The organism is Bacillus basilensis (assembly GCF_050630465.1).
In the GTDB taxonomy this organism is placed as follows: domain Bacteria; phylum Bacillota; class Bacilli; order Bacillales; family Bacillaceae_G; genus Bacillus_A; species Bacillus_A basilensis.
The window spans coordinates 1-26,490 of sequence record NZ_JBNTQO010000030.1 but is presented as its reverse complement, the minus strand read 5'-3'; the positions used below and the strand labels follow the sequence as shown (position 1 = coordinate 26,490).

Below are 26,490 nucleotides of genomic sequence, written 5' to 3'. Positions count from 1 at the left end.
TATGATTCGAGTATTGTTATTTGCGAACTTGCAAGAGGAAGCAGGAAGAAGTGAATTACAAATAGAGAAAGAAAATATTACGGTTGCAGAGTTAAAAGATATTGTTGCGAAAGAATATAATGTACCAGTAACAGCGCCAATTATGGTTGCGATTAATGAAGAATATGCAAATGAAGATGATAAGATCCAATCTGGTGATGTTGTTGCACTAATCCCACCAGTGAGCGGTGGTTAATATTGGATTCATTAAAACGACTTTCCTGAATGGGGAAAGTCGTTTTTTTATGGCAGTTTTGAGAACACTAATGTATAGAACAAGGAGGGCGTTATGAAAAAACTATGTGTAATGCTAACAATGATATGTTCTATCTTTTCCTTTTTGCCAAGCTATTCTTTGGCAAAAGAATCGGATGAACAACTTTTAGAAAGTGCGCTATTAAATAGATATTACTCTGTGATAAGGCAAGCGACAGAAGATCAATATGAATGTGATTCCGTTATAAATATAAAGCGTCTCGGTAAGAAAGATGAGTTCGTTCCTAGATTTGAAGTGACCTTACAATTTCTCACATTTCAAGGTGCACATAACCCGCCTAATGACAAAGTTACACTTACCTTGGAAGACAATTTAGATCACATAAAGATAAAGAAAGTTGAGCGACAAAAAAATGTGTCTAGTGCGATCGCAGAAAAGGTTTGTGCACGGGCGAAGGCAAAAATGAAAGCACATTCTAATGGTGTAGAACGGTAACTGAAGACATTTTGTAAAGAAAGGTAATGAGCGATGGACATACTTTTAGCGATTTTACCAGCTATATTTTGGGGAAGTATTGTGCTATTTAACGTGAAACTGGGCGGGGGACCGTATAGTCAAACGCTTGGTACAACACTTGGCGCACTTATTTTCTCGATTGTTGTTTATATTTTTATGAAGCCAGTATTAACTCCTACTGTTATTGGAGTTGGGATTGTGTCAGGTTTATTTTGGGCACTTGGTCAGGCGAATCAATTAAAAAGTATTGATTTAATGGGCGTTTCGAGGACCATGCCTATTTCAACAGGACTTCAGTTAGTTGCGACGACTTTATTTGGAGTTATCGTATTTCATGAGTGGTCTACGACAATATCAGTTGTCCTTGGTGTTTTGGCTCTCGTTTGTATTATTATCGGTGTTATTTTAACATCACTTCAAAGTGAAGAAGAAAAGAGCGCAGAGCAAGCGGGGAATTTTAAAAAGGGCATTATCATTTTATTGATTTCAACAGTTGGTTACTTAGTTTATGTAGTAGTGATTAGACTATTTCATGTAGATGGTTGGTCAGCTTTATTGCCACAAGCAGTTGGTATGGTGTTAGGAGGGATTTTGCTTACTTTTAAACATCATCCATTTAATAAATATGCGCTACGAAATATTATTCCGGGATTAATTTGGGCAGCTGGAAATATGTTTTTATTCATTTCTCAGCCGCGTGTCGGAGTGGCAACAAGTTTTTCTCTATCACAAATGGGAATTATTATTTCAACGCTTGGTGGGATTCTTATATTAGGTGAAAGAAAAACGAAACGTCAATTAACGGGGATTGTTGTCGGTATCGTTTTTATTATTGCAGCCGGAATTATGTTAGGTATTGCAAAAAGTTAAAGGAGGTATTGGAATGTATAGTGATTTAGCAGGGAAGGTTGTCGTTATTACAGGATCAGCAACTGGTCTTGGGAGAGCGATGGGAGTAAGGTTTGCTGAGGAGAAGGCGAAAGTAGTGATTAACTATCGCTCACGAGAGTCAGAAGCGCATGATGTACTAGAAGAAATTAAAAAAGTAGGCGGAGAAGCGATTGCTGTAAAAGGTGATGTCATGAGTGAATCGGATGTTGCGAATCTCATTCAATCTGCTGTAAAAGAGTTTGGTACGCTCGACGTTATGATTAATAATGCAGGGATAGAAAACGCGGTACCATCGCATGAAATGCCGCTTGAAGATTGGAATAAAGTAATCAATACGAATTTAACAGGAGCTTTTTTAGGAAGTCGTGAAGCGATTAAATATTTTGTGGAACACGATATTAAAGGATCTGTCATTAATATGTCTAGTGTTCATGAGAAAATTCCATGGCCATTATTTGTGCACTATGCAGCGAGTAAGGGCGGTATTAAACTGATGACAGAAACGTTAGCGTTAGAATATGCACCGAAAGGTATTCGAGTAAATAATATTGGTCCAGGTGCAATAAATACACCAATTAATGCCGAAAAGTTTGCTGATCCTAAAAAGCGTGCTGACGTAGAAAGTATGATACCAATGGGTTACATTGGAAAACCAGAAGAAATTGCAGCAGTAGCAACTTGGCTCGCTTCATCAGAGGCGAGTTACGTGACTGGAATTACGTTATTTGCAGATGGTGGAATGACTTTATACCCATCGTTCCAAGCTGGGCGTGGATAATATGAAAAGGACAGAGAGTTTGATCTCTTTGTCCTTTTTTTTGCAAAAAAAAATAGCGATTAGCTATTTTAAATTTAATGATTAATTGTTTCTTGAAGAAATTCTGTCGCTTGATGTTCAGAAACGTTTTGTACGAGCGCAACTTCGCTAATCATCATTTTACGTGCATTATCTAGCATTTGTTTTTCGCTCGCATTTAAAGCTCTTTCTTTATTACGGCGAAGTAAGTCTCGAACAACTTCTGCACTATCTTGCAGATTGCCGTTTTTCATTTTTTCCATATTCATTGTATATCTTTGTTTCCAGGAAAGTGATGTATCTGACTCCCCGTTTTGAAATTCAAGAAGTATATCATCTAACGTACATTTATCTACGATAAAACGAATACCTGATTTTTGTAATTGATCCATAGGAAGCATTACTTGCATATCTTTACTAATGATACGTATCACACAATATTGACGGGTAGTCCCTAATATTTCTTTCTCTTCAATGGCTTCGATGACTCCTGCGCCGTTCATTGGATAAACGATTTTATCACCAATTTGAAACAAATCATCCACCTCCATATGTGGTAACCATCTTTAATGATAGCACAAGTGAATAAAAATGTCAAATTTTATATAATACCATAATGTTAATGTTATAGTCAATAAGTAAAAGGTCTTTTTTATTTATATTTTTTGTCCTGACTTATTGATGATTTTTTAGAAAAATAGTGCAGGTGAAGAAAGAAGGCATATCCACTTATTTTTAAGCATAAAATGTAAAATCGCTAATACAATATACCTAAATCCGTTCTTTGCAAAGGAGGGAGAGAAGGTGGGGCGCACAATAAAAATTGATATTACAAATAAAGTGGTAGCTAAATTTAGATCAGATTATTTGGAATTATATACGAGTAAATTTATGATAGGTAAGTTTTATGTCTATACTGAAGGTAAACAATATGTGTTAGAAGACGGATATATATATGAAAACGGAAAATTTTATCGCATCATAGATACGCACCGTGGCAATAATCAAGCGGCGGAGGGCTGCGATCTAGGATGGTGTTAACATGATTCGTGTAAAAGTGTTTGATGAAAGTCACGAAAAAGACTTAGAAGACGCTGTAAATGTTTTTTTGAAAAAGATTGATGATAGTAACTTTGTAGATATTAAGTACCAAGTCGGTGTTTCCATTAACGATGACGAAAATCAAATTTATTGTTTTTCAGCAATGATCGTTTATAAAGCATAAAAAAGAGCTGGGTGAGCCAGCTCTTTTTTATGTTTTATGTTGGGACAACATGTGTCGGTAATACGCTCATAATAGATTGGGTTGTGCCTAATTTCTTTGTCGTTAAAAGCGGCTCCCCTGTTTCATGATTTTGGGCATCTTTACACATACCAAGGTGATAACGATCACCTAAAAATGGATCAATATAAAAACCATTTTTGAATACTTTATCATTCGGATGTTTTTCATGGTGAATGTCAGAGCAGTTAATGCAATAGAACATAGCTTTCATCCCCTTTTTATTTTTGTTTGAAAAAAGTGAGTCGGTAGTCATTTCGCTCCTAAGGAAATGTTGAGGAGAAGAGAAATAACTACCTACTCAAACGGTGGGCATATTCCTTCTGATTTTTCATATCTCGCGTATTGTCCCTGAGGGAAGGAGGAGAGACGAAATACGCATGATATACGTAAGGCACTTCTTTCAAGATGAATGATGGAGTTTCATGTTGAGAGAATTTTTTATTTTTTGTTGCCTTTGTGAGTATATTATGAAGAAATGCTCAGAGGGTGTTTGTCCTGTTGAAAAAATGTTGAGAATTTCTCAACAGTAAAAAAGAATCAGCATTGACATGAAACCAAAAGGTGTTATATCATCTAAATACAACCAAAAGGTGTTATATTTGAGTGCCGAATAAAGGAGAATGAAAATGGAACAACAACATACATTAAATGATATTAAACAAACGATCGTTTTTAACGCGTCTATTCAAAAAGTATGGAATGTAGTATCAACTGCAGAAGGGATTTCATCATGGTTTATGCCAAATGATTTTAAATTAGAGGTAGGACATGAATTTCATGTGCAATCACCGTTCGGACCATCACCATGTAAAGTGTTAGAAATTGATGAGCCAAACCACCTATCTTTCTCATGGGATACAGATGGCTGGGTCGTTTCATTTAATCTGAAAGACTTAGGAGATAACAAAACAGAATTTACGTTAATTCACGGCGGCTGGAAACATCCTGATGAAATTCTTCCGAAAGCGAATGCGAAGAGCTCTATTATTCGCGATAGAATGAGCGGCGGCTGGGTAGCGATTGTAAATGAAAAACTGAAAAAGGTTGTCGAAGGCTAAATGTCATCATCAGCAGCGAAATATGATGTATTTCAAGCGATTGCTGATCCAACCCGCCGAGAAGTAATACGGTTATTAAGTGACAAAGAGTTACCGATTTCCAAAATAACGGATCATTTTCCGATGAGTCGTACTGCAGTTGTAAAGCACCTTCATATTCTTTCAGAAGCGAATTTAGTAAGCGGAAGAAAAAGCGGAAGAGAGAAGATATATCGTTTGCATCCAGAACCATTAGAGGAATTACAACAGTGGCTCTCATATTATGAACGTTTTTGGGATAATAAATTGTCTATGCTGAAACATATTGTGGAGAATGAAGAATAAAAGAGGATGACCAAAATGGTCATCCTCTTTATTATTGCTCACTTGTTTTTGTAGCTGGCTTTAATAAAAGCCAAGCGATAATTAATGTAAATACTGCTAATACGAAAGTGCTCATATAAATGACGTGTACACTTGATGCTAATGCGGATTGCGATTCGGTTACTACGTTTGCCGTAGTTCCGCCGTGTCCGCCAGATACAAGATCAAGATTTTTAATACCACGTGCATGAATCATCGTATTGAAAATTGTACCGAATATTGCAGCACCTAACGTTTGACTAAATGTATTAATAAATGTGTTTAAACCAACGGCTGTTCCGCGTGTATGAGCTGGTACGGCTGCTTGAATTGTTACCATGTAAATCGGTGTCACAAGCCCCATTCCTAATCCGAATAATCCGACTGCTACATAAATAAGGAACGATGGTGAATTTGTTGATAGTGTAAATAATAAGAACGTAGCGACTGATAAAATGCTAGCTCCAAGTAAAATAATTTGTTTCGTTTTTAATTTGCCTACTAAGTTACCAGAGAAAATAGCGCCAAATGTCCACATAACCGGGATTGGCATTAAAATAAGTCCGGCTTCTGTCGCATTTTTTCCTAATACACCTTGGCTCCAAATTGGAAGGTACATTGTAATACTAATAATCATTGCACCAGCAATAAGCGTTAATATGTTTATCGTAGATAATGTACGGTTAGAGAAAAGTGATAACGGAATTAATGGTTCCGGAGATTTTTTCTCGATGAATAAGAAAATAATGAATGAAACGACGGCAAAGATTAATAGGCCGATAATTGTTATGTCTCCCCAGTTTTGCTTGCTGCTACCTGTTAATAATGCATATAGTAGAGCGATTGTACTCAGTGAGAAGACTGTTGCACCAAGATAATCGATATGGTGTTTAGCGGGCTTAATAGATTCTTTGTAGTAAATGGCAATCATTAAGCAAGCGATAATTCCGAATGGAACGTTTAAGAAGAAAATATAACGCCAAGAAAGAGAATCCACTAAAAATCCGCCTACTAACGGTCCGATAACACCAGATACACCCCAAACGGCACTCATCCAGCCTTGTGCTTTCGCGCGGTCTTTCGCTTCGCTATATAAGTCTCCAATGATTGTCATTGTGATCGGCATAACAGCACCAGCACCTATACCTTGAAGAGCGCGGAAGAAAATTAATTGTTCCATCGATGTAACGACTCCGCAAAGTGCAGAACCGACTAAAAAGATTGTAGCCCCGATTAGTAAAACTTTTTTACGACCGAATAAATCAGCGAGCTTTCCGTATATTGGAGTCGAAACAGCTGTTGCAAGCATATAAATTGCATATACCCAACTAACAAGTTCGACGCCTGACAAATCACTCGTTATACGAGGGATTGCTGTACTAACAATCGTTCCTTCTACCGCAGAAAGAAACGTCATTAGCATTAAAGACATCATGACTTTTTTTCTCATATGTTTTCCCCTTACCCTTTTTCAAATATTCAACAATATAAAATATAAAGGTACTAAGGTATATAAAGCAATAAAAAAGCACTAGGAATTTAAGGGGAATGAGCATTTGTCGGTAAGTCGATATATGTTGTTGTGGAATCGCTGATATACCTATAAAAAAAAGAAACAGGAATCCCTGTTTCTTTTTTTAATACTGCATTTTCGCGTTTTCTCCAGCTGTTGTTCCGGCAATTCTACCAGTAACGAGAGCAGATGTAATATTATAGCCACCAGTATAACCGTGAATATCAAGAACTTCCCCGCAGAAGTATAGGCCATTCGTAAATTTAGAAGACATTTCTTTCGGGTTAATTTCTTTAACGGACACACCACCGCCAGTAACGAATGCTTTTTCAATTGACTGCGTACCATTTACATTCACAGTAAATTCTTTAAAGTCTTTCACAAGTGCACGAATCTTTTCGTGGGAAACTTGTCCAGCTTGTTCGCTACCGTCAATTTCATTTTTTTCTAATAAGAATAGGAAGTAACGCTCAGGAACATAACCTTTTAACACGTTTTTAATTCCCTTTTTCGGATCTTCCTTCATTTGTTTCAGCATGCGCTGGAATAGTTGTTCGCTATTTTCTTCTGGCAATGCATCAATGCTCATTTGCACTGTATTCGTTTTGAACTTTTTCAGTGCTTTCACAACGAATTGACTACAGCGAAGGGCAGCAGGACCAGATAAGCCGAAATGAGTGAAGAGCATGTCCATTTTGTGAGAAATGATAGCTTTTCCTTTCGGGTTTAATACACTTAAGTTTACGTCTCGTAAAGCGAGTCCTTGCAATGAACGGTCTCGAATAAATGGTTCGTTTGAAAGGATTGGTACTTCTGTTGGGAATAATTCTGTAATCGTATGACCACCTTTTTCAGCCCAAGCATATCCGTCTCCAGTAGAACCAGTTTGAGGAACTGATTTTCCGCCAACAGCGATAACGACGTGATTTGTTTCTAACACTTCGCCAGTCTTTAGTAAAACTGCTTTCGTTTGACCGTTCTCATATTCAATTGTTTCAACAGGTGTATTCGTACGGATTTTTACACCTAAGTCTTTTAATCGTGTTAAAAGTGCGTCTACTACCGATTGCGCTTTATTTGAAACAGGGAACATGCGGCCATGATCCTCTTCTTTCAGTTTTACACCGAGCTTTTCGAAGAATGTAATAATATCTTCATTATTAAAAATAGAAAAAGCGCTGTATAAGAAGCGACCGTTTCCTGGTATATGTTTAACAATCTCATCAAGTGGTAGACGGTTCGTTACGTTACAACGGCCACCACCAGAAATCGCAAGTTTACGCCCTAGTTTATTTCCTTTATCAAGAAGTAAGACGCTTGCGCCTTCTTCTGCAGCACCGATTGCAGCCATTAGCCCAGAAGGCCCGCCGCCGATGACAATAACATCATAATGCATAATATATCGACCTCATTTTCTACATTTCCTGCCTAAAAGAATAGCATGTTTTCCCTTAAAAGAAAAATAGAGTGAAGTACTGTTTAAGGAGAGAATTGTGGTACAATACAAAAGTTAGAGTTCAGCACTATCCTGCGATTTGTGGGCTGTAAGACTAAAACCTTAAGAGTTAGGGGAAGTCTAATAGTTCTCGAATGCTCGAATAGTTCAATTAATTATAGTTTCACTTTATGTAGATGTAGGAGGATTTTTGTATGTCCGATTCGAAATTTCTGCGCGGAACGCTCATCGTTACGCTAGGGACATTTTTAGTGAAGTTCTTAGGCATGATTTACGTCTTTCCGTTTCATGCATTAGTAGGGACAGAAGGCGGAACGCTCTATACATATGGATACATTCCATATACGATCTTTTTAAGTATTGCAACGGCAGGGGTGCCGCTTGCTGTTTCAAAATTCGTTTCCAAATATAATGCGCTTGGCGATTATAAAACGAGCCGGAGAATGTTCCGCTCGGGAATGGTTATGATGATAGTAACAGGAGTTCTTTCATTCCTAGTACTGTATATGACGGCGCCGTTGTTTGCAGAAGCAATGCTTGGTAAACAAAGTGTACACAGTAATATAGGAGAAGTTACGACGATTATTCGCCTTGTAAGTTTTGCGCTTATTGTTGTACCGGCAGCGAGTTTAATTCGTGGTTATTTCCAAGGTCATCAATCGATGGGACCGACTACTGTTTCGCAAATTATTGAACAAATTATTCGTATCGTCTTTTTATTAGCCGGTAGTTTTATCGTTATTAAAGTACTTGGCGGTACAGTTGCAACAGCAGTTGGAGTAGCGACATTTGCTGCGTTCGTTTCAGCGGTTGGAGCACTCGGCGTATTAATTTGGTACTGGTTAAAACGTAAAAAACATTTGGATCAATATTTAATTGAACAAACTGTACCAGAGTCGACAGTGAGTACCGTTCAATTGTTTAAAGAATTATTTGCATATGCGATTCCTTACGTTGTAATTGGGTTAACAATTCCTTTATATCAACAAATTGATACATTGACATTTAACTCAATTATGCAAGCGATTGGTCAAGGTGATATCGCAGAGCGAGCACTTGGTATTTTCACAATGTGGACGCATAAATTAATTATGATTCCTGTATCACTTGCGACTGCGTTTAGTTTAACGCTTGTACCAGCAATTACAAAATCATTTACTGAAAAACAATATCGTTATTTAAAGTTACAAATTACACAAACATTCCAGGCAAATATGTTCTTAACATTGCCAGCAGTTGTCGGTATTTCAACACTTGCATATCCGATTTATACTGCGTTTTACGACTCAGATCCATTAGGTGGACAAGTATTAATGTGGTATGCACCGGTTGCGTTGTTATTCGCTTTATTTACAGTAACAGCGGCAATTCTACAAGGGATTAATCAGCAAAAACATGCGATTGTCGCGCTTGTTATGGGTGTTATTTTGAAATTTGTATGTAACGTAATCTTTATTCGTTATTTCGGTACAGTAGGAGCGATTTTAGCGACCGCAGTTGGTTTCTTAGCTTCTGTTTGGTACACAAATCGACAAATTAAAAAACATGCACACTATTCATTCGGTGTTGTATATAAAAGAACATTCCAAATTGCAATATTAACACTTGTAATGGTCGTGGCGGTAAAACTATCACAATGGATTCTATCCTTCATGATTTCGCCTGATGGCCGTATGGGTGCTCTTATAACAGTTGCGATTTGTGCCGGTATTGGTGGTCTTGTTTACGGAGTGTTAGCAATTCGCACAGGAGTACTTGAAAGAGTATTTGGCGGAGAAGCGTTAGAAAAAATTCAACGTAAACTTGGCAATAGATTCAAAATAAAGTTGAAATCAAAAGGGGCGTAATTACGTCCCCTTTTCTATGATAAATAAAGAAGGTGAAAAACGTGAGATTAGATAAATTATTAGCGAATATGGGATATGGAAGTAGAAAAGAAGTAAAGAAATTATTGAAAGACGGCGTTGTGAAAATTGATGGAACGCCAGTGAAAGATGCAAAGGTTCATGTAAATGTAGAAGAACAAGAGGTTATGATTCACGGTGAAGTTGTGGAATATAAAGAGTTTGTTTACTTAATGATGCATAAACCACAGGGCGTTATTTCAGCGACAGAAGATGATAATCATGAAACGGTAATAGATTTATTAGAGTTAGAAGATGCAATCTTTGATCCGTTCCCAGTTGGACGACTTGATATTGATACGGAAGGTTTCTTATTGATAACAAATGACGGGAAGTTATCGCATCAATTGTTATCTCCGAAAAAGCATGTGCCGAAAAAATATTATGCACACGTTGCAGGAGTAGTAACAGAAGAGGATGTAAAAGAGTTTGCTAAAGGTGTTATTTTAGATGATGGTTATGAAACAAAGCCCGGTGCACTTACTATATTAAAAAGCGATGATGTTTCTGAAATCGAGCTTGTTATTACAGAAGGAAAGTTCCATCAAGTGAAGCGTATGTTTGAAGCTGTAGGGAAAAAAGTAGTCTATCTAAAGAGAACAGAGATGGGACCGTTAGTGTTAGATGAAGAGCTAGAACTTGGAGAATATCGAGAGCTATCAGATGAAGAAGTAGAGATGTTAAAAACATATCAAGTAGATACTGAGAAATAGTGCTGTTTTTAGGCGCAGAAAAGACCCCTTTCTAATGAGTTAGAAAGGGGTATGTATTTATTTACATACAATTATTTTTCGTTATGAGGTCATTCTCACTTTCTTTCCTGTTGTTGTCCACTTACCGCGGCAAGGGCTATACACGAGTTCATTAAACTGCAACACATTTAGATCACGTTGTATCGTTCGCGGTGTGATCCCGAACTCATCTACAAGGTCTTTCGTCGTTACCGTTCCGTTTTCATTGATGTACATATAAATTGATTTAATGCGTGTTAGCATACGAGTAGTTGTAGGTTTCAAGAGAAAACCACTCCTCTACTAGTTTTTTTGACCCCATTCAGGAAAGAAGGTCGTTACTACCATTGTACTCTACATGATAAAATTCATGCTTTAATCTACTTAAATTTTACAAAAGTTTAACAAATATTCATATAGAAAAATATTGGTAGTTGACATTGTATATATGGTCAGTCAACTAACACATAAAATTCTACGCAAAACGCCAAATTCCTGCAAATTTTTTTGGAAAAATAAAAGAAAAACTAATGGGAAATATCTGAAATATTACAATTGTTCGGTATTTGATTTTCGTGTATGGCATAAGAGATTTCGGTTTGTTATGATGAAAGAAACGATATAGTGAAGGATGGATGCGTGATGTCAGCAATTAATTGGACAGAAGAAGTTGCAAAACGAAAAGATGATTTAATTCGTGATACACAACAATTTTTACAAATTAAAAGTGTATGGGAAGAAGAATCGGCGAAAGAGGGCGCACCATTCGGTGAAGGTGTAGAAAAAGCGTTATCTTTCATGTTACATAAAGGAGAAGCTGAAGGTTTTGCTTCTAAAAATTTAGAAGGGTATGCAGGTCATCTTGAAATGGGACAAGGAGAAGAGTTAGTAGGTATTCTTTGTCACGTTGACGTTGTACCAGAAGGAGATGGCTGGACAACTCCTGCATATAGTGCAGATATTCGCGACGGAAAGATTTTTGCACGTGGTGCAATTGACGATAAAGGCCCAACAATGGCAGCCTATTATGCGATGAAAATTGTGAAAGAATTAGGCTTACCTCTTTCGAAACGTGTTCGTATGATTTTAGGAACAGATGAGGAAAGCAATTGGAAATGTGTAGATCATTACTTTAAAAACGAAGAAATGCCAACAATCGGTTTTGCGCCAGACGCGGACTTTCCAATTATTAATGCAGAAAAAGGAATTTCTGATATACAAGTTGTGCAAAATGATAGTGAAGAGAAGAAAGGTACATATGAACTTGTTTCATTTGAATCAGGTCGCCGTTTAAATATGGTTCCTGATTTTGCAGAAGCGATTATTACAGGAGAAGATGTAAATGCACTTACAGTAGCATATGAAGAGTATTTGCAAACTGCTAAAAAAATAGGTGAAGCAATTGTAGAAGGTAATACAGTAACATTGCAAATTAAAGGGATTTCTGCTCACGGATCTACTCCGGAGAAGGGTGAGAATGCAGGTTTATTACTGGCAAACTTCTTAACGAAAGTTGCTCTTGATGGAAAAGGTGCTTCGTTTGCATCGTTTGTAACAGAAACATTTACAGGAGATATTTTAGGAGAGAAAGCTGGTATTTCTTATAAAGATGATATTAGCGGTCCGTTAACAGTGAATGTCGGTCGCCTTTCTTATACGAAAGAGAACGGTGGTAATTTAGGATTAAATGTACGTTACCCGGTTACAACTAACTTTGAAGAAATGATTACGAATTTAAAAGAATATGTTGGTACTCATGGATTTGAAGTGGCGGATTATTCAAACTCTCGCCCGCATCACGTCGATAAAGATCACGTGTTAATTCGTACGCTGCAATGTGTATACGAAGAACAAACAGGCGAGAAAGCGGAACTATTAGCAATCGGCGGTGGTACTTACGCTCGTTCATTAAAAGCTGGTGTTGCATTTGGCCCGCTATTCCCTGGAAAAGAAGAACTTGCTCACCAAAAAGATGAGTATATTGAAATTGAAGACTTATTAAAAGCAACAGCAATTTACGCGCAAGCAATTCATGGATTAGCGAAATAATGGATATATAAATAATGACCGCTCTCTATTTTGGAGGGCGGCTTCTTTTTACCTGAATGAGATAAGAAAGAAAAGCAACAATAGAAAGAAGGAGAAGATGTACATGGAGCCACATTATTTTGTCGCGATTACGTTACCAAATCATATAAAAGAAGTGCTGTCTAACTATAGAGAGGAAATGCAGGAGGAATTACCATTTCGTTCGTGGGTACATAAAGAAGACTATCATATTACCCTTTCATTTTTAGGTAGTGCGACAGAGGAACAATTAGAAGGAATAAAGAATGGATTACAAACACTTGCAGAAACAGAGGAACTATCGTTCAAGTTACAAGGATTTTCAACGTTCGGTATGGAAGATAGGCCGCGTATTTTTTGGGCAAAGGTAAGCGAGAATCAAAATTTGTTTCTATTACAAAAGCAAGTGCACGCTATTTGTGAAGGAAATGGATTTTCTTTAGAAACGCGCCCGTATCATCCACATATTACTGTTGCTCGTAAATGGGTAGGAGAAGAAAAGTATGATTTAGAACATATAAAGGAAATGCCTGAAATATCATTTCAAGCGGATACGATTACTTTATACGAATCTCACGTGAAGGAGACACCGAAGTATAAAGCGATTGCTGAAATAAAATTACAAAAATAGAATGTATGAAAACGTTTTTTATACAGGTGAATATACTATAGAGAATAATGTGTTACTGTATAGGGCTTCGCTGGTAAGAAAAGCCTTATCATTTGCAGCTCGTTTCATTTTAACTTTAAGAATGATGGTGATTTTTTTATGTTGAAAGTAAAACGTCCATTTGAGGCCTATTTAGATGAAATGAATAAAATTACAATTTTGCTCCCACATGCGTATGGAACAAGTCGGACATTTCGTTTACAAGAAGGAAGTAACGTGAAAGATTTACCGATTGCTCATACGATTGCGCTTCCGGATGCAACGAAGTATGAGTGCTTTATAGAAGAGCCGCTAGATGTGGGGAAGTATTATACAGTACGAGATGAACGGAATGAAGAGACAGATTTACAAATAGGTGCTGTCATAAGAACAGCGATTTTTGATGAAAAGTATTATTACGAAGGTACAGATTTAGGGGCCGTGTATCAAAAAGAAGCAACTACATTTAAAGTATGGGCTCCAACTGCGAGGCTTGCGAAAGTAAGGATTTATAAAAGTGATAAAGAATATAACGATTATGAAATGTACAGAGAGGAAAATGGGGTATGGGCTCATACGTTACAAGGCGATTTAGCCGGAGCAAAGTATACATTTCTTGTTTGTATTAATTTAATATGGAATGAAGCAGTGGACCCTTACACAAAATCAGTGACTGTAAATGGGAAGTACGGCGTTGTTATCGATTTGGAAAAGACAAATGTAACAAAAAGAGAGCAATTACCACCATTACAAGCAATGACAGATGTCATATTGTATGAACTGCATATTCGTGATGCTACTATTCATCAGGGCAGTGGAGTGAGTAAAAAAGGAACATATAAAGGGCTAATGGAAGAAGGAACAACAGGGCGAAATGGGACGTTAACAGGTTTGTCTCATATAAAAGATTTGGGTGTTACACATGTTGAACTATTGCCTTTATTTTGTTTCGGTGGTGTAGATGAGGCGAATCCTTCCTCTGCATATAATTGGGGTTACAATCCATTATATTACAATGCGCCTACGGGATTTTATGCTACAAACCCTTCCGAACCGTATCACAGGATCATAGAGTGTAAACAGTTGATTGAAACATTTCATGAGCACGGCATTAGGGTGATTATAGATGTTGTATATAATCATGTGTATGAAAGAGAGTTATCATCATTTGAAAAGCTTGTCCCAGGATATTATTTTCGTCATGGTGAAAATGGTATGCCTTCTAATGGGACGGGAGTCGGAAATGATGTAGCATCTGAACGGAAAATGATGAGGAAATTCATTGTAGAGTCTATTTTATATTGGCTTACGGAATACAATGTTGATGGATTCCGGTTCGATTTAATGGGTATTTTAGATGTTGATACAATAAATATAATAGAAAAAGAAGTGCGAAACATAAAGAAAGATGCATTGTTATTAGGAGAAGGGTGGGATTTACAAACACCACTTCCTGGCGAAGAAAAAGCAACGTTAAATAATGCAAAGAAAATGCCGTATATTGCGCAATTTAATGATCAATTTCGTGATGGGATAAAAGGGAGTACCTTTCATATAAATAAACGTGGTTTTGCATTTGGTGGGCATGTAGACTGTAATCATTTGCAGTATATAGCATCAGGAAGCCTTTTGAGTATGAAAGAAACAGGTTTGTTTCTAGAGCCTGTGCAAAGCATTAACTATGTAGAATGTCATGACAATATGACGATGTGGGATAAATTAATGCGCAGTAATGAAGAGTCAGAAGAGATTTTGAAAAAACGTCACCTGCTAGCAACTGCAATGGTGATTCTGTCGCAAGGTATCCCTTTCTTACATGCTGGGCAAGAGTTTTATCGTACGAAGCAAGGAAATGAAAATAGTTATAATGCAAATGATGAAATTAATCAATTAGATTGGGATCGAAAAGAGAAAGAGAAAGAGACCGTTAACTATATAAAAGGTTTAATTGCGATTCGTAAAGAGCATGGAGCATTCCGATTACAAAACGCAGACCTTATAAAAAAGTACATGACTTTTTTGCAAACATCTCCAGAAGTACTGGCATACCATCTAGAGCATGCAGAAACGTTTGGACCGTGGAAAGAGATTGTAGTTTTATTTAATAGCGGTTTAGAAGCTAAAACGGTGCAACTTCCGAAAGAAGAAACATGGCATGTGTTAGTAAACGAAAAGCAAGCGAAAATAGAGCCAATTTCTTCATTTAGAGGAAAGGAACTTAGGCTGGCTCCAATTAGCACGTATATATTGACGATAATGTGACAAATCGCTACTTGACGATGAGAATGTAATAAATGTAGAATTGACAAAGGTGACGATTTTGATAAGTTGTCATTCTAGGACTGGTTTTGTAAAATAATAGAGAGTTTTTGGCTTATGCCAAATTTTCTTTTCATTTACAGTAAAATATATATGAATCCACAACATGTGTAGAAATGTTGCGGTTTTTCTTTTCATAACTATAAAAGATAAGGATTTGTTAACGGGTAATGAATATGGAATGGTTGGAACAATTATTAGGAAAAGAGTGGAGTCTTGTACCGGCTGGTGGAGTAACGGGCGATGCATATATTGCGCAAAACGGACAACAGAAGTTATTTTTAAAGCGGAATACATCGCCCTTTTTAGCGGTATTGTCAGCAGAAGGAATTGTTCCAAAATTACTTTGGACAAGAAGGGTAACAAACGGTGATGTAATTTCTGCTCAAAAATGGCTTCCGGGACAGAAGCTAGAGCCAGAGGATATGAAACTAGAACGTGTTGCAAAACTTTTGAAGAAAATACACTCCTCTAAAGCACTTGTACAGATGATTCAAAGACTTGGGAAGCAGCCGCTTCACGCACAAGAGTTATTACAACAACTGCAACTCGTTTTAAGAGGAGATATAAGGGATGATGAAACAATTCAGCAAGGGCTTCAATATTTAATGGATTCATTAAAAGATATTGAATACAATGAATTCGTTGTATGCCATTGTGATGTAAACCATAACAACTGGCTATTGTCGAATGAAGATGAGTTGTTTTTAATTGATTGGGATGGAGCTGTAATTGCTGACCCAGCTTTAGACCTTGGTATGTTATTATATTGGTACATTCCGCGCCATGAATGGAGTGAGTGGCTCGGTTATTATGATATTGAAATGGATGAATCGCTGTTTAGGCGTATGAGATGGTATGTGATAGCACAAACGATTTTGTCGATTCAATGGCATACAACAAAAAAGCAGCAAGCAGAAGCTGAATATTGGCATCAATATTTACAGCAACTACTTGCTTCAGAGTAATACTTAAGAAAAATTGTCCATTCCAGCAATCCACTGAGTAAGTTGTTCTTGATTATTGGAAATGTGGTTGTCCAAATTAGAGGAAGATTTACCCGATTGACTATAAGAATATACATCGTTTAGCATTGTTTTAGCGTCACTACTTATATTATCGTTTGCGAGTAACGATTGAATGAGACGCTCTAATTGCTCGCATTCAGAAACTGTCCCGCAACAATCACTTTGGTGATTGACTAAAATATCTTTCAGCACTTCTAATTGATGTTGTTGATTAATTGGCATGAACGGATCATCCTTTCGATTGTTTTTCTCTTCTCGGAATGTAAGAGAAAAAGCTGCTTCGTCATGGAATGTTTAATGCTGTATGTAGTTTTTATCAAAATGGTACATCTTATACTTGAAAGAAACGGACCGAGTGCTCGTACGTACTTGGTTTTTTGTTTGATAGATTGATTAAAACAGAAAGAAGGAATTATTCCTTTAAAATAGTTTTGTAAAGAGAGGGAGACATCTATGCGTTTAAGACATAAACCGTATGCAATGGATCGAATTAATGAGTATTCTCACATCGTAATTGGAAACCCAGAGGAGCGCGCTGGTAACTGGAAAGAAGTATTTGGAAATGAACAACCAATTCATATTGAAGTAGGTACAGGTCGTGGCCGCTTTATGTATGATATGGCAAAAGCGAATCCACATATTAATTATATTGGAATTGAAAAATTCACAAGTGTTGTTGTAGATGCACTTGATAAATTAATTGAAGAAGAAGTACCGAACTTAAAGTTAATTAATAAAGATGCTGAAGATTTAACAGTTTTCTTTGCAAAAGGTGAGATTGATCGCGTTTATTTAAACTTCTCAGATCCATGGCCAAAGAAACGTCATACGAAGCGTCGTTTAACGTATAAAACGTTTTTACGCAATTATGAAGAAGTGTTAGTAGAAGGCGGAGAAATTCATTTCAAAACAGATAACCAAGGTTTATTTGAATATTCTATTATGAGTATGGCTGAGTACGGTATGTTACTAACTTACTTAAGCTTAGATCTTCATAACAGCGACTTTGAAGGTAACATCATGACTGAATACGAAGAGAAATTCTCTAGTAAAGGTCATCGTATTTACCGAGTAGAAGCAAAATATCGCACAGAGCCTATGCAGTAATGCGTAGGTTTTTTTGTATCTAAAATAATCAGAATTTTATGTTAGTATTGAAAGAAAAGGGGGATGAAAAATGGAACAGTTACAAATTGGAGATATAAAAGTGACGTGGCTAAAGGGCGGGAACACACATTTAGATGGAGGAGCAATGTTTGGCGTTGTACCGAAAGTACTTTGGTCACGTAAATATAAACATAATGATACAAATCATATTTATTTACGAACAGATCCGTTACTTTTGCAAACGAAAGACGGTAATATGCTCATTGATTCTGGAATAGGAAACGGTAAATTGAATGAGAAGATGAAGCGAAATCAAGGTGTAACGGAAGAATCAACGGTTTATGAATCATTAGAAAAACTAGGATTAAAGCCTAAAGATATTCGCTACGTTTTAATGACGCATCTTCATTTTGATCATGCATCTGGTTTAACGAAATGGGAAGGTGATCAACTTGTACCAACGTTTCCGAATGCGAAAGTTTATGTAAGTGAAACAGAGTGGAATGAAATGAGGAACCCAAATATTAGATCCCGTAATACGTATTGGAAGGAAAATTGGGAGCCAATTGTAGATCAAGTTGTTACGTTTCAGCAAGAAATAAAAATTACGAATGAAATAAAAATGGCGCATACAGGTGGTCATAGTGATGGACATGCAGTTATTGCTTTAGAAAGTAAAGGGGAAACGATGCTGCATTTAGCAGACCTATTGCCGACGCACGCACATCAAAATGTATTATGGGTAATGGCTTATGATGATTATCCGATGACATCGATTGAGAATAAGCAAAAGTGGATGAAGTACGGCGCTGAAAAAGATGCATGGTTTACGTTTTACCATGACGCATATTACCGTGCAGTAAAGTGGAATGAGGAAGGGCATATTGTAGAAAAGATAGAGAGAAAAACGAGTATAGAAGCATAAAAATAGGAGGTTGTTCCAGAATATTTGTTGGAGCAGCCTCTTTTTAGCGTCGGCTTTTGCCGGTAATTCGATAAAATGGGGTAATCGCTGATATAAATCGAGTTGCGCCGATAAATTTCAATCACTATCTACAATTAAAAAATAAGAGGTTCACCTAATGGGAACCCTCCTTTTTATGCTGCTATAACCTCTAAAACAGTACCTGTTTTAGCATCAACTAAAAATTCAAATCGTTCTTGTATATCATCTAACATTGTTGTAAGACCGCCGCGATAAACTTCGTATGCGACATCATATTTTTCAAATGTCTCTGGAACCATATGTACCCAAGAGCCAGTAATTTCACCTTTATGACTTAATGCTTGTTTCACCATTTTCAATGCTTTTTCTGAAGAAATATGGGATTGTTCTTGTACTTTGTTTGCAACGAAATAACCAGCTGCGAACCCAACGCCAAGACCTGCTACTAAACCTTTCCAGCTCATATATTCACCTCAATTCTATAAAATAAAAATAGTGTACCGATAATAATTATAAAGCAAATACAGTTAAAAAAGAAGAAACTAGAAACATTTCGAAAATTTCGTTACAATAAAAGAGGTATTCTACTAAGGTTTGAAAGAAGGGGACTTCGTGAATAAAGAGACATTACAATTATTTCGTACGTTAACAGAATTACAAGGTGCGTCAGGTTTTGAACATGACGTACGCCGTTTTATGAAGCAAGAATTAAGCAAATATGCTGATGAAATTGTACAAGACGGTTTAGGTAGCGTATTTGGTCTGAAAAAAGGGGACGAAACTGGCCCACGTGTTCTTGTAGCAGGTCATATGGATGAAGTAGGTTTCATGATTACGCAAATTACGAAAAACGGAATGCTTCGTTTTCAACCGTTAGGCGGCTGGTGGAGCCAAGTTCTATTAGCGCAACGCGTACAAGTGATGACGAAGAATGGTCCTGTTATTGGGATTGTTGGGTCTATCCCTCCTCATTTATTAAGTGACGCGCAACGTGCAAAACCGATGGATATAAAAAACATGTTAATTGATATAGGTGCAGATAGCTATGAAGATGCGATTGAAATTGGTGTAAAACCAGGACAACAAATCGTGCCAATCTGCCCGTTTACGCCGATGGCAAACGAAAAGAAAATTATGGCGAAAGCTTGGGACAACCGTTACGGATGTGGCCTTGCAATCGAATTACTAAAAGAATTAAAAGACGAAACATTACCAAACACATTATACTCTGGAGCGACTGTACAAGAAGAAGTTGGTCTTCGCGGGGCACAAACTGCTGCAAATATGATTCAACCAGATATTTTCTATGCGCTTGATGCAAGTCCAGCAAACGATGCATCTGGTGATAAAACGCAGTTCGGTCAATTAGGAAAAGGTGCTCTTCTTCGTATTTACGATCGTACGATGGTAACACATAGAGGAATGCGTGAATTCATTTTAGATACAGCAGAAACACACAACATTCCGTACCAATACTTTATTTCACAAGGCGGTACAGATGCGGGACGTGTACATACAAGTAACTCAGGTATCCCATCAGCAGTAATTGGTGTTTGCGCACGTTACATTCATACACATGCTTCTATTTTACATGTTGATGATTATGCAGCAGCAAAAGAACTAATTACGAAGCTTGTAAGAGCAACGGATAAAACGACGTTAGAGACAATTAAGAATAACGCGTAAGGAAGAAGGGCTGAAGAGCCTTTCTTTTTTTGGATTGAAGAGATGACCCATCGGTGTGTGGTGGTGGTCAGTGCCTAACATGTGCTCGAATGATGTGTTAAGACCGCGGGTAGGAAGAAAGAAGAAGCCTGTTTTTGTGTTTAGGACCAGTAATATTGTGGAAATCCACCTTCTTTTATGGGTAGAAGGGATTCCCCGGTGATGTGTGATAGTGGTTGGTGCCTAATTCGTACCCGAAGCGGATGTTAGAACAAAATGATAAATTTTTATAGAGGTGAACGAAATGAAGGTAGTAGTTGGATCGAAGAATAAAACGAAAGTTGGAGCTGTGGAGCAGGTTTGGAGTGATGCCGAAATTACGTCTCTTTCTGTTCCTTCAGGGGTAGCAAACCAGCCGTTTTCAGATGAAGAGACGATGCAAGGAGCTGTTAATAGAGCGAAGCGAGCGCTTCAAGAAGGAGAAGCTCAAATTGGTATTGGGCTAGAAGGCGGCGTGATGAAAACGGAGTACGGTTTATTTATGTGTAATTGGGGCGCGCTAGCAACAAGTGATGGTAAAATATTTGTTGCCGGCGGGGCACGTATTACGTTACCGGATGATTTTTTAGCACCCCTTGAAGAGGGCAAGGAGTTAAGTGAAGTGATGGAAGAGTTTGTACAGAGAAAAGATATTCGTAGTCACGAAGGTGCAATCGGTATTTTTACAGATGATTATGTTGATCGCACGGAATTATTTGTACACGTTGTTAAGTTACTTGTTGGGCAATATAAGTATGACGAAAAGCAAGCATAAACCTTGCACCGTGCGCGATGTATGGTAGTATAAAGGAAAGATTATAACATGAAAAAATGCACTCGTTAGAGGAGGAAATATAGATGAAATCATTAGAAAGCATAGAGCAATTCCAACAATTAAAAAATGAAGAGAATGTAGTCTTTATGTTCTCAGCAGAATGGTGCCCAGACTGCCGTTTTGTAGACCCGTTTATGCCAGAAGTAGAAGAGAAATATAGTGATTTCTCATTTTACTATGTAGATCGTGATGAGTTTATTGATCTATGCGTCAAATTAGACGTATTTGGCATTCCGAGCTTTGTAGCGTACAATAAAGGTGAAGAAACAGGTCGCTATGTAAACAAAGATCGTAAAACACAAGAACAAATCGAAGAGTTCATTGAAGGTTTAAAATAAGGCAACTTGCCAATTGAATTGTAAAACAACCTCTACCTTCGCGGGGGAGGTTATTTTTTTGGAAGGGAGGAAAAAGAGATGAAGATGACAAGTAAAAAGATGAAAGACGAGTTAATGAAGAAATTATCTCGCCCGGAATGGGACTTTCAGTATGATAGCGAGAAAGAGGTTCTACGTATAGAACAGAAAGACTCGAAAAAAGGTATTAACGTGTCGCTTCCAGGCGTTGTGGCAAAATGGGAAGTGAATAAAGAAAAAGCAATTGAAGAGGTTGCCTATTACGTACAAGAAGCGTTAATTGCGATGCATAAAGAAGAAAATAGCGCAGCAAAAATTTTACCTGTTATTCGCTCTACTTCTTTCCCGAAACAAGCAGAAGAAGGAAATCCGTTTATTATGACGGATCATACGGCGGAAACACGTATTTACTACGCGCTAGATTCTAATAAAACGTATCGACTAATTGATGAGCGTTTATTACAAAAGTTAGAGCTTACAGAACAACAAGTACGTGAAATGGCATTATTCAATGCTCGCTCATTAGGTTATGAATTTAAGCAGGACACAGTAGCAGGTAATACATTCTACTTTTTAAACACAAATGATGGGTATGATGCGACTCGTATTTTAAACGAATCGTTACTACAATCGATGCGTGAAAAGATTTCTGGTGACATGGTTGTTGCTGTTCCTCACCAAGATGTATTAATTATTGCTGATATCGTCAACGAAATCGGTTATGATATTATTGCACAAATGACAATGAAATTTTTTGCCGAAGGGCATGTTCCGATTACATCACTTTCATTCGTATATGAAGATGGGGACTTTGAACCAATCTTTATTTTAGCGAAGAATCGGAAGAAGACAGATGGAAAAGAGAAAGGATGAACGAAGTGAACGTTTTTTACAACCTTGAAGGAATTGGTGACACTTTAATTGTTGCCTTACAAGATATTACTTTAGAGAACCGTACTTTTGATCGCAAAGGAGATGTTGCTCGCGTATACGATCGTGAAAGCAACGAAACAGCAGGATTCAACATCTTTAATGCATCTTCTTACTTAGAAGTAACAGAAACAGGTAACCTTACATTAACGAAAGAACTTGTAGAAAAAATCAACGAAATTTTAGCGAAGAACGGCTTTGAAGAAACAGTAGAAGCAGATCTTTCTCCAAAATTTGTTGTAGGTTATGTAGCGGAAAAAGAGAAACATCCAAATGCTGATAAGCTAAACATTTGTAAAGTAGAAATCGGTACAGAAACATTACAAATCGTATGTGGCGCACCGAACGTTGATGCAGGACAAAAAGTTGTCGTTGCAAAAATCGGCGCTGTAATGCCAAGCGGTATGTTAATCAAGCCAGCTGAGCTTCGCGGTGTTCCTTCTTCTGGAATGATCTGCTCTGCACGTGAATTAGAGCTTCCAGATGCTCCACAAGAAAAAGGTATTCTTGTATTAGAAGATAGCTTTGAAGTTGGACAAGAGTTTAAATTTTAATTGATGTTAAGAAAAGAGAGGCTGTCCTTTTGGGTGGCCTCTCTTTTTGTTTTTTATTTTTTGTAAATCGATATTCTATGTCGAATCGTTAATATATTTAGAGTTACGATAGATAAATTTGAAAAATCGTTAATATTATGAGGATGTCACCTTTTTCCACAAAATCTATATTGTATTTTATAAACAATCTAGTTAAAATTTAGAAAAATAGAAGGGGATAGACGTATGAAACAACAACTAAAAATCGCAGAACTTCTGAAACGAATTGAAACTTCAAAACAGCAAGATATCGAGTTAGGTTCTTATGAAATCTATTTGTTTAGTGAAAATGAATTAGAAAAAGGACAAATCGGTTATCGATATGATAAACATAAAAATTCATTAATAAGTGAAGAACACGGAAAATGGAAAGAGAAATGGATTGTTATCGGATATGAAACAGATATGGGGGATCCAGTTTTTGTAAATGTGGCTGATGATGCTTATCTAGTTTATACTGCAGAGCGTGGTACAGAAACGTGGCAACCCGTTCATATTGGAAATATGGATGAGATTATAAAACAATTATAAGAAAAACTTTGAGACCGGTGCAAAGTGATGGGAGAAAAACATGAAGTATATAAAAATAATGAGCATGATTGCATTCATTGGCATATATATGGGAGGTTGCTCACAAGAACAACCGAAAAAAGAGACAACATCTTCTATAAAAGAAACAAGCGAAGATAAAAAGAAAGACGCACCGGTAGAAAAACAGCAAGAAGAACAAGAAAAAAAAGAAGAACCGCAAGCAGTTCAAACGAATGAGCAAGTGGAGCAAAAGCAGGAGGAAGTGCCGGCCGAGGAAAAGAAAGAGGAAGCTACGCCAGTGCAGCCAACTGAGCAACCAGTACAAAATAATGAACAAAAAATAGAGAGTAATGAAAAGCAAGGAAAGTTTCTCGTTGTTATTGATCCAGGGCATCAACAAAAAGCAAATTTAAATTTAGAGCCGATTGGGCCAGGAGCAACAACGCAAAAATATAAAGTGACAGATGGTACAACTGGTGTTGTGACGAAAAAAAGAGAGGCTGTCCTTGTATTAGAAATGGCTTTGATATTAAAGGAAAAGTTAGAAACAAAGGGAATACAAGTATTAATGACGAGAACGTCACAAGATGTTGATATGAGTAATAAAGAACGGGCAACATTTGCGAATGATCATAAGGCGAATTTATTTTTACGTCTTCATGCAGATGGTTCTGAAAATCCGAATCAAAGTGGGTTTGCTGTATTAACACCGTCAGAAGGAAGTCCGTATACGAAAGAGATTTATAAGGAAAGTCTTCAAATCTCTCAAACGATAGTAAATAAAATGAGAGAAAATCATCAAGTGAAAGTAAATGGAATTAAATTCAGGGATGATCTTTCTGGATTTAATTGGTCCAAAGTACCTGGTGTACTATTAGAACTTGGGTTTATGTCAAATCCTGAAGAAGATAAGAAATTATCTGACCCGCAGTATATAAATTCTTTATTGCAAAGTGTAACGGATAGTGTAGATGAATATCGGAAGAGTAAAGCTTAAACGCAGTCTTACATGTAAGGGTGCGTTTTTCCATATGAAAACACTCGTAAATTAGAATATTATGGATAAATATGACATGCTTAATTTTACCTGCACTTTTTGCCGAATGCTGATACAATAAAGGATGTTACTATTTAGTAGAAAGAGTGGTAAGCATGTTAGATTGGATGAAAAAGCTGTTTAACAAAGAGGAAGAACAAACAGCGATGAATAAAGAAGTACCAGAACGAATTGAAAGTCAGCCGAAAATTCCTCGTGTAAACCACTACACTGAAGCAAGAGAAGCACAAATGGCAAGTAGGAATGCAGGTAAATGCCGTTTTCCATTAGTACCGGATAATGGGTTCGATGAAGAGGATGTTATAGAAACAGGGCATTTTGAAGAACAACCTGTTCAAGCTGTAACATATGAAAATCAGCCTATTCAAAGAGGAATGAAAGTGGAAAGAAGTAGACGACAGTATGTGGAAAAGGTAGTTTCTACATATGAAGAACCGGAAGTGCAATATGAACCGGAGCGAGAGTCTGTCGTTAAAAAGGCACCTGTATCGTCGCAAGAAAGTAACCGTAGACCATTTCGTCCAACAGAAATGATTTCACCAATTTACGGATATAATCGTCCTTCTGTAGAGAAAAAGGAAGAAAAGCAGGAGGAAGTAAAGGAAAGAGAAGATCTTGAAATATCTGTAGAGGGCAAAGCAGTTGTTGATGCATGGTTAGAGAAAAAAGGGTATACATTATCAGATTTCTCAGAAGGACAAGCAACGTCTTCTTCGCCTAGTCATGAATCAGTTGGTCAACAGGATAAAAAGGAAGAAAAATCAGTTGTTGATCAATGGCTAGAGAAAAACGGTTATGAAATTGAACGCCAAGAGCCTATAGTAGAAGAAAATGAAGTGGTTCAAGAAATGAGTACACCGCAGGAAGTTTCAGCGGATGAATTACTTCATAAAACAGTAGCTGAGCAGATGGAAAGTGCTAAGCTAGAAAAAGATGTAGTGGTGTTAAACGAAAACAATCTACAAGAAGAATTAGTAGCTTCTAAAGTAGAGCACGAGGATACAATATTATCAGAAGAAATTAAACGTAATACAGAAATAGAACAACCTACTATTGAAGTAGAAAAGCAAGATCCAGAAGAATCAGTGATTGTCAAAGCAGAAGAAAAACTTGAAGAAACAATCATTGTGGAAATACCGGAAGTAATTGCGGAAACAGAAGAGTCAGAAGAAGTAGAAGTAATTGCAGAAGCAGAAGCGCCAGAAGAAGTGGAAGTAATTGTGGAAGCAGGAGCACAAGAAGAAGTGGAAGTAATTGCGGAAGCAGAAGAGTCAGAAGAAGTGGAAGTAATTGCGGAAGCAGAAGCGCCAGAAGAAGTGGAAGTAATTGCGGAAACAGAAGCGCCAGAAGAAGTGGAAGTAATTGCAGAAACAGAAGAAGTAGAAGAAGCGGAACCTGTAGCACTTGAGAAAATGCAGCAAGAAATGTTGTTAAATGAAGAAATTGAACAAAAGAATGAGTTCATACATGTTGCTGAAGCTGATGAACAAACGAAGAAAGATGTTCAAAGCTTTGCGAATACTTTAATTGCGGAAGAACAACGAGTTGTAGAAGAAGCGCCGATTGTGGAAGAACAACGAGTTGTAGAAGAAGCGCCGATTGTGGAAGAACAACGAGTTG

Annotated in this window: 30 protein-coding genes and 1 pseudogene; 24 read left to right on the top strand and 7 right to left on the bottom strand. The window is 37.2% G+C overall.

Going from position 1 to position 26,490, the window contains the following annotated elements:
* The first annotated feature begins 1 nt into the window (after position 1).
* The 4 genes from moaD to ACQVV1_RS28680 all read left to right on the top strand — a co-directional run bounded on the left by moaD (position 2) and on the right by ACQVV1_RS28680 (position 2,441).
* Complete coding sequence (gene moaD, locus ACQVV1_RS28695) at positions 2–235, top strand: molybdopterin converting factor subunit 1 (RefSeq protein ID WP_063222431.1); 234 nt, start codon at positions 2–4, stop codon at positions 233–235.
* Between the two features lie 93 nt (positions 236–328).
* Positions 329–751, top strand: coding sequence for a DUF3888 domain-containing protein (locus ACQVV1_RS28690; RefSeq protein ID WP_242252432.1), 423 nt, complete (start codon positions 329–331; stop codon positions 749–751).
* A gap of 33 nt (positions 752–784) precedes the next feature.
* Positions 785–1,642, top strand: a complete 858-nt coding sequence (gene glcU, locus ACQVV1_RS28685; protein WP_242252434.1) for a glucose uptake protein GlcU — start codon at positions 785–787, stop codon at positions 1,640–1,642.
* 13 nt (positions 1,643–1,655) lie between these two features.
* Positions 1,656–2,441, top strand: coding sequence for a glucose 1-dehydrogenase (locus ACQVV1_RS28680; RefSeq protein ID WP_431169869.1), 786 nt, complete (start codon positions 1,656–1,658; stop codon positions 2,439–2,441).
* Positions 2,442–2,515: 74 nt separating this feature from the next.
* Here ACQVV1_RS28680 and ACQVV1_RS28675 read toward each other — a convergent pair whose 3' ends face one another.
* Positions 2,516–3,010, bottom strand: a complete 495-nt coding sequence (locus ACQVV1_RS28675) for a CarD family transcriptional regulator (RefSeq protein ID WP_080468432.1) — start codon at positions 3,008–3,010, stop codon at positions 2,516–2,518.
* Between the two features lie 253 nt (positions 3,011–3,263).
* On the opposite strand from ACQVV1_RS28675, the gene ACQVV1_RS28670 reads away from it, so the two are divergent.
* Together ACQVV1_RS28670 and ACQVV1_RS28665 are read left to right on the top strand one after the other, a co-directional pair.
* The gene (locus tag ACQVV1_RS28670) at positions 3,264–3,500 is read left to right on the top strand and encodes a DUF2553 family protein (RefSeq protein WP_098760220.1); all 237 of its coding nucleotides are present in this window, start codon (positions 3,264–3,266) and stop codon (positions 3,498–3,500) included.
* A gap of 1 nt (position 3,501) precedes the next feature.
* A complete protein-coding gene (locus ACQVV1_RS28665; protein ID WP_000621751.1) occupies positions 3,502–3,684 on the top strand; it encodes a sporulation protein Cse60 in 183 nt (60 codons plus the stop codon).
* Positions 3,685–3,718: 34 nt separating this feature from the next.
* Here the strand turns inward: ACQVV1_RS28665 and ACQVV1_RS28660 are convergent, their stop codons facing one another.
* Positions 3,719–3,946 carry a DUF3973 domain-containing protein gene (locus tag ACQVV1_RS28660; RefSeq protein WP_063222437.1) on the bottom strand — a complete coding sequence of 76 codons (228 nt, stop codon included), beginning with the start codon at positions 3,944–3,946 and terminating at the stop codon, positions 3,719–3,721.
* Between the two features lie 424 nt (positions 3,947–4,370).
* Between ACQVV1_RS28660 and ACQVV1_RS28655 the strand changes: the two genes are divergently transcribed.
* Together ACQVV1_RS28655 and ACQVV1_RS28650 are read left to right on the top strand one after the other, a co-directional pair.
* A complete protein-coding gene (locus ACQVV1_RS28655; RefSeq protein WP_242252435.1) occupies positions 4,371–4,802 on the top strand; it encodes an SRPBCC family protein in 432 nt (143 codons plus the stop codon).
* Positions 4,803–5,126: an ArsR/SmtB family transcription factor gene (locus tag ACQVV1_RS28650; protein WP_000098837.1), complete on the top strand. Its 324-nt coding sequence runs from the start codon at positions 4,803–4,805 to the stop codon at positions 5,124–5,126.
* Positions 5,127–5,157: 31 nt separating this feature from the next.
* On the opposite strand, the gene ACQVV1_RS28645 is transcribed toward ACQVV1_RS28650, so the two are convergent.
* Positions 5,158–6,594: an MDR family MFS transporter gene (locus ACQVV1_RS28645; RefSeq protein WP_431169867.1), complete on the bottom strand. Its 1,437-nt coding sequence runs from the start codon at positions 6,592–6,594 to the stop codon at positions 5,158–5,160.
* 187 nt (positions 6,595–6,781) lie between these two features.
* The gene (locus ACQVV1_RS28640) at positions 6,782–8,053 is read right to left on the bottom strand and encodes a BaiN/RdsA family NAD(P)/FAD-dependent oxidoreductase (protein ID WP_242252438.1); all 1,272 of its coding nucleotides are present in this window, start codon (positions 8,051–8,053) and stop codon (positions 6,782–6,784) included.
* A 254-nt stretch (positions 8,054–8,307) separates the two neighbouring features.
* Between ACQVV1_RS28640 and ACQVV1_RS28635 the strand changes: the two genes are divergently transcribed.
* Both ACQVV1_RS28635 and ACQVV1_RS28630 read left to right on the top strand, forming a co-directional pair.
* Positions 8,308–9,960 carry a putative polysaccharide biosynthesis protein gene (locus ACQVV1_RS28635; RefSeq protein ID WP_063222441.1) on the top strand — a complete coding sequence of 551 codons (1,653 nt, stop codon included), beginning with the start codon at positions 8,308–8,310 and terminating at the stop codon, positions 9,958–9,960.
* Between the two features lie 41 nt (positions 9,961–10,001).
* Positions 10,002–10,730, top strand: a complete 729-nt coding sequence (locus ACQVV1_RS28630) for a pseudouridine synthase (RefSeq protein ID WP_060632590.1) — start codon at positions 10,002–10,004, stop codon at positions 10,728–10,730.
* An 81-nt stretch (positions 10,731–10,811) separates the two neighbouring features.
* Here the strand turns inward: ACQVV1_RS28630 and ACQVV1_RS28625 are convergent, their stop codons facing one another.
* Positions 10,812–11,033, bottom strand: coding sequence for a DeoR family transcriptional regulator (locus ACQVV1_RS28625; protein ID WP_000805512.1), 222 nt, complete (start codon positions 11,031–11,033; stop codon positions 10,812–10,814).
* A gap of 357 nt (positions 11,034–11,390) precedes the next feature.
* Here ACQVV1_RS28625 and pepV point away from each other — a divergent pair, with 357 nt between their 5' ends.
* From pepV to ACQVV1_RS28605, 4 genes are all read left to right on the top strand, one after another.
* Entirely contained in the window at positions 11,391–12,797 is a 1,407-nt protein-coding gene (gene pepV, locus ACQVV1_RS28620) for a dipeptidase PepV (RefSeq protein ID WP_431169866.1), read from the top strand.
* Between the two features lie 103 nt (positions 12,798–12,900).
* Positions 12,901–13,446, top strand: coding sequence for an RNA 2',3'-cyclic phosphodiesterase (gene thpR / locus ACQVV1_RS28615; RefSeq protein WP_309259429.1), 546 nt, complete (start codon positions 12,901–12,903; stop codon positions 13,444–13,446).
* Between the two features lie 138 nt (positions 13,447–13,584).
* Entirely contained in the window at positions 13,585–15,726 is a 2,142-nt protein-coding gene (pulA, locus tag ACQVV1_RS28610) for a type I pullulanase (RefSeq protein ID WP_309259428.1), read from the top strand.
* A gap of 227 nt (positions 15,727–15,953) precedes the next feature.
* The gene (locus ACQVV1_RS28605) at positions 15,954–16,751 is read left to right on the top strand and encodes a phosphotransferase family protein (RefSeq protein ID WP_242252445.1); all 798 of its coding nucleotides are present in this window, start codon (positions 15,954–15,956) and stop codon (positions 16,749–16,751) included.
* 3 nt (positions 16,752–16,754) lie between these two features.
* On the opposite strand, the gene ACQVV1_RS28600 is transcribed toward ACQVV1_RS28605, so the two are convergent.
* Complete coding sequence (locus tag ACQVV1_RS28600; protein ID WP_001122235.1) at positions 16,755–17,033, bottom strand: YtzH-like family protein; 279 nt, start codon at positions 17,031–17,033, stop codon at positions 16,755–16,757.
* 231 nt (positions 17,034–17,264) lie between these two features.
* Between ACQVV1_RS28600 and trmB the strand changes: the two genes are divergently transcribed.
* Together trmB and ACQVV1_RS28590 are read left to right on the top strand one after the other, a co-directional pair.
* Complete coding sequence (gene trmB / locus ACQVV1_RS28595) at positions 17,265–17,918, top strand: tRNA (guanosine(46)-N7)-methyltransferase TrmB (protein WP_060632584.1); 654 nt, start codon at positions 17,265–17,267, stop codon at positions 17,916–17,918.
* Between the two features lie 70 nt (positions 17,919–17,988).
* Positions 17,989–18,843 carry a YtnP family quorum-quenching lactonase gene (locus ACQVV1_RS28590; protein ID WP_431169863.1) on the top strand — a complete coding sequence of 285 codons (855 nt, stop codon included), beginning with the start codon at positions 17,989–17,991 and terminating at the stop codon, positions 18,841–18,843.
* A gap of 173 nt (positions 18,844–19,016) precedes the next feature.
* Here the strand turns inward: ACQVV1_RS28590 and ACQVV1_RS28585 are convergent, their stop codons facing one another.
* Positions 19,017–19,328 carry a PepSY domain-containing protein gene (locus ACQVV1_RS28585; RefSeq protein ID WP_000118537.1) on the bottom strand — a complete coding sequence of 104 codons (312 nt, stop codon included), beginning with the start codon at positions 19,326–19,328 and terminating at the stop codon, positions 19,017–19,019.
* A 148-nt stretch (positions 19,329–19,476) separates the two neighbouring features.
* On the opposite strand from ACQVV1_RS28585, the gene ACQVV1_RS28580 reads away from it, so the two are divergent.
* The 8 genes and pseudogenes from ACQVV1_RS28580 to ACQVV1_RS28545 all read left to right on the top strand — a co-directional run.
* Complete coding sequence (locus tag ACQVV1_RS28580) at positions 19,477–20,550, top strand: M42 family metallopeptidase (protein WP_242252448.1); 1,074 nt, start codon at positions 19,477–19,479, stop codon at positions 20,548–20,550.
* 283 nt (positions 20,551–20,833) lie between these two features.
* Positions 20,834–21,343, top strand: a complete 510-nt coding sequence (locus ACQVV1_RS28575; protein ID WP_431169862.1) for a DUF84 family protein — start codon at positions 20,834–20,836, stop codon at positions 21,341–21,343.
* An 83-nt stretch (positions 21,344–21,426) separates the two neighbouring features.
* Positions 21,427–21,741 (top strand): thioredoxin family protein, encoded by a 315-nt coding sequence (locus ACQVV1_RS28570; RefSeq protein WP_431169860.1) that lies wholly within the window; start codon positions 21,427–21,429, stop codon positions 21,739–21,741.
* Between the two features lie 78 nt (positions 21,742–21,819).
* On the top strand, positions 21,820–22,632 hold the full coding sequence (locus ACQVV1_RS28565; protein ID WP_000784600.1) for a DUF1444 domain-containing protein: 813 nt from the start codon (positions 21,820–21,822) through the stop codon (positions 22,630–22,632).
* Positions 22,629–23,243, top strand: a complete 615-nt coding sequence (gene ytpR, locus ACQVV1_RS28560; RefSeq protein ID WP_166703384.1) for a YtpR family tRNA-binding protein — start codon at positions 22,629–22,631, stop codon at positions 23,241–23,243. The genes ACQVV1_RS28565 and ytpR overlap by 4 nt, the downstream gene beginning before the upstream one ends.
* Before the next feature lie 225 nt (positions 23,244–23,468).
* A complete protein-coding gene (locus tag ACQVV1_RS28555) occupies positions 23,469–23,813 on the top strand; it encodes a hypothetical protein (protein ID WP_063222451.1) in 345 nt (114 codons plus the stop codon).
* Positions 23,814–23,853: 40 nt separating this feature from the next.
* On the top strand, positions 23,854–24,810 hold the full coding sequence (locus ACQVV1_RS28550) for an N-acetylmuramoyl-L-alanine amidase (protein WP_242252453.1): 957 nt from the start codon (positions 23,854–23,856) through the stop codon (positions 24,808–24,810).
* A 155-nt stretch (positions 24,811–24,965) separates the two neighbouring features.
* Positions 24,966–26,490 (top strand): annotated as a pseudogene (locus tag ACQVV1_RS28545) (DNA translocase FtsK); the annotation flags it as partial.

Bases quoted from the DNA above. Each gene is read 5' to 3' on its own strand.
- thpR (WP_309259429.1), top strand. From the start codon at position 12,901: ATGGAGCCACATTATTTTGTCGCGATTACGTTACCAAATCATATAAAA.
- ACQVV1_RS28585 (WP_000118537.1), bottom strand. From the start codon at position 19,328: ATGAGCTGGAAAGGTTTAGTAGCAGGTCTTGGCGTTGGGTTCGCAGCT.
- ACQVV1_RS28590 (WP_431169863.1), top strand. From the start codon at position 17,989: ATGGAACAGTTACAAATTGGAGATATAAAAGTGACGTGGCTAAAGGGC.
- ACQVV1_RS28600 (WP_001122235.1), bottom strand. From the start codon at position 17,033: ATGCCAATTAATCAACAACATCAATTAGAAGTGCTGAAAGATATTTTA.
- ACQVV1_RS28605 (WP_242252445.1), top strand. From the start codon at position 15,954: ATGAATATGGAATGGTTGGAACAATTATTAGGAAAAGAGTGGAGTCTT.
- ACQVV1_RS28565 (WP_000784600.1), top strand. From the start codon at position 21,820: ATGAAGATGACAAGTAAAAAGATGAAAGACGAGTTAATGAAGAAATTA.
- ACQVV1_RS28660 (WP_063222437.1), bottom strand. From the start codon at position 3,946: ATGTTCTATTGCATTAACTGCTCTGACATTCACCATGAAAAACATCCG.
- ACQVV1_RS28655 (WP_242252435.1), top strand. From the start codon at position 4,371: ATGGAACAACAACATACATTAAATGATATTAAACAAACGATCGTTTTT.
- pulA (WP_309259428.1), top strand. From the start codon at position 13,585: ATGTTGAAAGTAAAACGTCCATTTGAGGCCTATTTAGATGAAATGAAT.
- trmB (WP_060632584.1), top strand. From the start codon at position 17,265: ATGCGTTTAAGACATAAACCGTATGCAATGGATCGAATTAATGAGTAT.
- pepV (WP_431169866.1), top strand. From the start codon at position 11,391: ATGTCAGCAATTAATTGGACAGAAGAAGTTGCAAAACGAAAAGATGAT.
- ACQVV1_RS28640 (WP_242252438.1), bottom strand. From the start codon at position 8,053: ATGCATTATGATGTTATTGTCATCGGCGGCGGGCCTTCTGGGCTAATG.
- ACQVV1_RS28690 (WP_242252432.1), top strand. From the start codon at position 329: ATGAAAAAACTATGTGTAATGCTAACAATGATATGTTCTATCTTTTCC.
- ACQVV1_RS28635 (WP_063222441.1), top strand. From the start codon at position 8,308: ATGTCCGATTCGAAATTTCTGCGCGGAACGCTCATCGTTACGCTAGGG.
- ACQVV1_RS28550 (WP_242252453.1), top strand. From the start codon at position 23,854: ATGAAGTATATAAAAATAATGAGCATGATTGCATTCATTGGCATATAT.
- ACQVV1_RS28575 (WP_431169862.1), top strand. From the start codon at position 20,834: ATGAAGGTAGTAGTTGGATCGAAGAATAAAACGAAAGTTGGAGCTGTG.
- ACQVV1_RS28650 (WP_000098837.1), top strand. From the start codon at position 4,803: ATGTCATCATCAGCAGCGAAATATGATGTATTTCAAGCGATTGCTGAT.
- ytpR (WP_166703384.1), top strand. From the start codon at position 22,629: ATGAACGAAGTGAACGTTTTTTACAACCTTGAAGGAATTGGTGACACT.
- ACQVV1_RS28555 (WP_063222451.1), top strand. From the start codon at position 23,469: ATGAAACAACAACTAAAAATCGCAGAACTTCTGAAACGAATTGAAACT.
- ACQVV1_RS28645 (WP_431169867.1), bottom strand. From the start codon at position 6,594: ATGAGAAAAAAAGTCATGATGTCTTTAATGCTAATGACGTTTCTTTCT.
- moaD (WP_063222431.1), top strand. From the start codon at position 2: ATGATTCGAGTATTGTTATTTGCGAACTTGCAAGAGGAAGCAGGAAGA.
- ACQVV1_RS28675 (WP_080468432.1), bottom strand. From the start codon at position 3,010: ATGGAGGTGGATGATTTGTTTCAAATTGGTGATAAAATCGTTTATCCA.
- ACQVV1_RS28570 (WP_431169860.1), top strand. From the start codon at position 21,427: ATGAAATCATTAGAAAGCATAGAGCAATTCCAACAATTAAAAAATGAA.
- ACQVV1_RS28665 (WP_000621751.1), top strand. From the start codon at position 3,502: ATGATTCGTGTAAAAGTGTTTGATGAAAGTCACGAAAAAGACTTAGAA.
- glcU (WP_242252434.1), top strand. From the start codon at position 785: ATGGACATACTTTTAGCGATTTTACCAGCTATATTTTGGGGAAGTATT.
- ACQVV1_RS28680 (WP_431169869.1), top strand. From the start codon at position 1,656: ATGTATAGTGATTTAGCAGGGAAGGTTGTCGTTATTACAGGATCAGCA.